General features: G+C 52.2%; 4 protein-coding genes. 2 read left to right on the top strand and 2 right to left on the bottom strand.

Annotated elements, in window-relative coordinates; translation table 11 throughout:
• Window positions 1–498: 498 nt before the first annotated feature.
• Both KW93_RS00500 and KW93_RS00495 read right to left on the bottom strand, forming a co-directional pair.
• Complete coding sequence (locus KW93_RS00500) at window positions 499–1,464, bottom strand: class F sortase (protein ID WP_033540990.1); 966 nt, start codon at window positions 1,462–1,464, stop codon at window positions 499–501.
• Window positions 1,465–1,491: 27 nt separating this feature from the next.
• Entirely contained in the window at window positions 1,492–2,820 is a 1,329-nt protein-coding gene (locus tag KW93_RS00495; RefSeq protein WP_033540989.1) for a hypothetical protein, read from the bottom strand.
• Window positions 2,821–3,099: 279 nt separating this feature from the next.
• Here KW93_RS00495 and KW93_RS00490 point away from each other — a divergent pair, with 279 nt between their 5' ends.
• Both KW93_RS00490 and KW93_RS00485 read left to right on the top strand, forming a co-directional pair.
• Window positions 3,100–3,666, top strand: a complete 567-nt coding sequence (locus KW93_RS00490; RefSeq protein WP_033540988.1) for an RNA polymerase sigma factor — start codon at window positions 3,100–3,102, stop codon at window positions 3,664–3,666.
• On the top strand, window positions 3,659–4,501 hold the full coding sequence (locus KW93_RS00485; protein ID WP_033540987.1) for an anti-sigma factor: 843 nt from the start codon (window positions 3,659–3,661) through the stop codon (window positions 4,499–4,501). Before KW93_RS00490 ends, KW93_RS00485 begins: the two co-directional genes overlap by 8 nt.
• The last annotated feature ends 234 nt before the right edge of the window (window positions 4,502–4,735 follow it).

The raw sequence follows: 4,735 nt of genomic DNA, 5'->3' as shown, positions 1-4,735 counted from the left end.
CCGCTGCTGGCGGACTGCCCAGTGGGCGGCGAATGCCGCCCGAACAATTCCTGGTTTGTGGGTTAAAAAGCCTGGGCAGAGAAGCGCCGATTTCGCTACGGGATTGGCTGACGGCGGATATAACTTTTTAACGGCGGATATAAAATTCTGAGGGCGGATATATTCGCTCAACGGCGCATATAACTCTCAGACGGCGGATATAATCCGCTGAACGCCGATAACTACAGCGAGGTGACCATTACCCTTGGAAATAGCATCGAAAACCGGCTGCTTATGGAAATATAACGGCTTTTCTTCATCCGGTAACCTGTTCTTAGAAGGACTAGCTGGAAAAGAAGAGTTTTTATCGAAAATATGCGATTTTTAGTTCGCATCCTGGAAAATTGCCGCCTCTTTGGCAAAGCCATAGTTCGAAGAACAATTGCGGCTCTATCGGATATCCAGTAAAAACCAAAAAACCGGACGATCGGAGATTTCCTCCAATCGTCCGGTTTTCTTCTATTCAGCCAAACTCTTCTCCGACTCATTCAACTCTACATCAACCGATGAAACGTAATAGCGCTTCGACTCATCAGCTTCCAGTTCGACTTTCTTTCGGTCGAAGAGAGAGACAGTAGCGATTTTCGTCAGTTCGCCGGTTTCGATGTCTTCCTCGTATACGCGGTAGCCGATGATGGCGTCGTCACGAACCGCGTGCCAGGACAGATTGAACGGCGTCACGGTGACGTTAGTCGGTGCTTCCGGCTGCTGGAGCTGGACGCTTGAATCGCTGACGAGTTCCGCTGTCACAACCAGGCGTTCTTCGTGTGAGCCGGTGTCGCGGTTAAAGGTGCCGGTGCAGGTGATGAGATTGATCATCCGTCCCTCGGAAGCGCCGAAGATATCGGCAATCGGTGCTTCGTCGGTTGGATAGCTTGTTTTATCGTTGATTTTGAAAACCATCTCGCGGCCGTCTTTGTCTGTGACGATGACCGTTTCGCCCGGTTCGACTTTCGCCAGGTGATAGAAGATTGCGGGACCGGTCAGGCTGTCGACGTGTCCGGCGAGAACGGCGTGGCCTTTGGCGCCGACTTTGAAGCCGGGTTCGAACCAGCCGACCTGATTGATGTCTTCGGGTACACCCATTTCACCGTTGTCGAGGACGCCGGTTGCTTCAATGACTGCGTCGACACCGATGGACGGGATGGCGATGCGTGCGGGAATCATACCCTGGATACTCTTTTGTCGCTGTTTCTGCAATTCCTGCAATTTCTCGCGCTGGGCGGGAAGAATCGGGAATTCGGCGATTTTGTCCAAGTCTTTGCCGGCTGCGAGTTGTTCGGCCGGCGCTTGTTTACGTGTTTCGGAAAGGGTGCGCTGGGCGACGCTGTCTTCAAATGCCGGTTCGTCCGCCAGTGGCTTTAGGATGACGAACAGCAGGCCACAAAGAAGGACTGCCGCTGCCATTATCCAGAATTGTCTCATCGCTCAAGCCCCTTTCTGTTTACGGTTTTATTGTCTTCTCTGACGCAGCGTTACAGTTCCTGCTGCAGCTAAGATCAGCGTGCTGAGTGCAATCCAGATCATCATTGTGTTTGACTGGTTCGCTGTGCCGCCAAGGCCGGTAGCCGGCATTTTTTCCGGGACAGCTGTTTCGAATTTTTCCGGGAACTGGTCGACGATTGCGCCGCTCAGGCCTTTGCCGATTGCGAAGACGATTGTGTAACCTTCACGGTACGTGTTATATGAAGTTTCAAAATCACCTGATGCATATTGCGTGAATGTGTCCACGACCGATTGTTCGTGTGCTGCCACATTGGCGATTGTTTCATCCATCGGCAGGCGCTCTTCCGTTGCCGTGCTCAGGAATGTGCCAAGTTCAGTGGCGAATGTTTCGATCAAAGCGGATTGTGACTGCATGATCGCTTCTTCATTGCCATCAGCCTGTGCAGCTGCCAGCTCACTCTGGATGGAGATGTGTTCGTTGTTCCATAATGCTGCGAATTGTGTTGCAGCATCTTCACCGTAGAAAGAAGCGATGGCTGCACTGAATTCTTGAGTGTTCTGATCCTGTGCCCAGTCAGCGAAGTCAAAGTCTTCGGCTCCGTTAAAGCCTTTTGCCATGCTCAATTGCGAAAGTGCGAAATGTTCGGCTGCAATGCGGCTGACAGTCGAACGGAAGTCGCCGGCTGCTGTATTCGGATCTGAGAACTGGTCCGGATACTGTGCTGCAATGGCGCCGCTGATGGCACCGCCTGCTCCGAAGATCTGTTTGAAGCCATCAAGATAAGCCATGTAGGAAGCTTCGTATTCACCGTCTACATAAAGGTCGAATGTGTTCTGGACGAAATCTTCATGTGCGCGGAGTGCTTCAGTTGCGCCTTCTGCCGGCAGGTTGCCTTCAGTGGCGGTTCCGAGGAAAGCGCCCATTTCATCGACGAACGACTGCACCATGTCGAGTGCTTCCTGCTGTGCTGCTTCGTCGCCAGCTTTCACGGCCATCGCGTATTCATCGGTTCCGGTGTTGTGCTTGTCGAAGATTTCCGCGAAAGCGGCTCCGCCTTCTTCACCGTAAACGGAAGCGATGACCGGTTCCATGTCCGCTGTGTTGGCATCGAGCGCCGCCATTGCCGCTTCTGCTGCCTCGTCACCGTCGTAGATTTTCATCATGGAGTCGACTGCCAGTGCGTAATGTTCCGATAACAGCCCATCCAGTGTTGCCCGTAATTCAACCCCGCTCGTTTCCACCGGAGAACCTTCCTCCGCGCTTACTGCCATTCCCATACCCGGGACCAGCAGCGCCGTGCCCAATAATGGTGCCAAAATTTTTCTGAATTTCATCGTCAACACTCCTTTTCTTTGTTTCTACACGCATAACGGAGGAGGTTCTCATTTAGATCACAATTTTTGAAAAAAGAATTTTATTGAAGGGAACGATGGCAATAAAACCGTTTATTTCTATAGAAGAAAGAGCTTCTGATTTTATTGCCAGACTGATCTATAACGGGCTTCTCCACGTTATACGGGTAAGCTTACAAAAATAAAACCGGTCAGACTTTCTCCTGAATGCCCCGGTATAGTAAGCTTGTACTATGCCACAAGAATCGAAGGAGCACAGCGATGGAGAAAAGTTCCGATACGTTGCTTTACTCGCGCATCAGGGGAAAAGATAAGGATGCGCTTGAAGATTTGTACGACCGCTATGAAAAGATCCTATTCTCGTTTCTTTATAAAATGACGCAGGACCGCGATTTGGCGGAAGAAGCCCTGCAGGAAGTGTTTATCAAAATCTGGCGGGGCGTCGGCGATTATGACGACAGCAAAGGGAAATTCAGTTCCTGGCTGTTCCGGATGGCGCAGAATTCGGCGATCGACCTGATCCGCAAACGCAAAAAGCCGACCGTGGGGCTGGAAGAGATTGCCGAGATGCCGAGCGCGGAACGAAGCGTCGAAGGGGCGGCCGAATGGCAGGAGGAGAAAGAGCACATCCAGGCCGCGGTGTCGCAATTATCAGCTGAACAGCAGGAGATGATCCAATTATTTTACTTTAAGGGACATACACATGAACGGATTGCCGAACTGTCCGGGCTGCCGCTTGGAACCGTCAAGAGCAGGATCCGGCTGGCACTCGGCAAACTAAAGAAAACACTGCACGGAATGCAGGGAAAGGGGGCTTACGATGAATAACGAGTTATGCGATCATTTGGTTGATTATTTGAATGGCACACTTTCTATGGAAGAAACCCGTCAATTTGAAGAGCATTTGAAGACGTGTGACGACTGCCGCGAAATAGTGGACGCAACCGGACAGCTCCCTTATCTGTCAGACCAGGCAGAACCGCCGGCGGGAATGAAATCACGTATACTGGCGAATGTTTTTGCGGAAGAAGATGGCTTGGAAACGGGCGATGGCTACACGCAGGCAACATCATCCTCTGCAGCGTCTTCGGCCGGAGCGGGGGCAGGCGGCAAAGCGCTGAGTTCATCACATGCCGAATCGTCAGCGAGTGGACGCAGGCTGCGGGATGAAGCAGAAGAAGACAAAGTGATCCGGATGACAGAGCCGCGCGGCAAACGCGTATGGTGGACACCGGTGATTGCGGCGGTTCTGCTCGTGTCACTGCTCGGCAATGCCTATGCATTCTGGCAGCTGCAGAACGAGCAGCCGGCACCGACTGAACCGCAGATGGCGTTCCAGTCGATTGATCTGCAGCCGAGCGAAGGCTTTGGTGGAGGAGCGACGGCCGCTGTGATCGAGCAGGATAACGGCGCTTTGAATCTCGTCGTGACGGCGGAGCAGCTTGCCGCGCTTGAAGGCGATCAGGTTTATCAGGTCTGGCTGATCGAAGGCGACAATCCGATTCCGGCTGGTGCATTCACAGCGAATGCCGACGGCGCAGGTGCCGCTTTGTTTAATATTGAAAACAACACCGAAGATTGGGACACCATCGCAATCACACTGGAACCGCAGCCGGGCAACGAATCGCCTCAGGGTGAAGTGGTGCTGAGTGCGGGGATATAGAATTTGGAAGGGACCGGCTGCGGGATGCAGCCGGTTTTTTGTTCTTAGGAAACTGAGGTTGAAGGTTGTGCGCGGGAGAGACTGGCTTATACGCGGGAGAAGCATGTTTGTGCGTGGGAAAACATCTTTTGTGCTCAACTTAATATCTTTGTGACATCAATGCTGTTTTTCTGTCCTCATAACCCCCAATCTAAAATTCAAGAGCAACAGCGGACGTTTTTCGCCGTGCGAAAA

This window comes from Planococcus sp. CAU13 (assembly GCF_000775575.1).
In the GTDB taxonomy this organism is placed as follows: domain Bacteria; phylum Bacillota; class Bacilli; order Bacillales_A; family Planococcaceae; genus Planococcus.
This window is presented reverse-complemented; position numbering and strand designations above follow the sequence as displayed.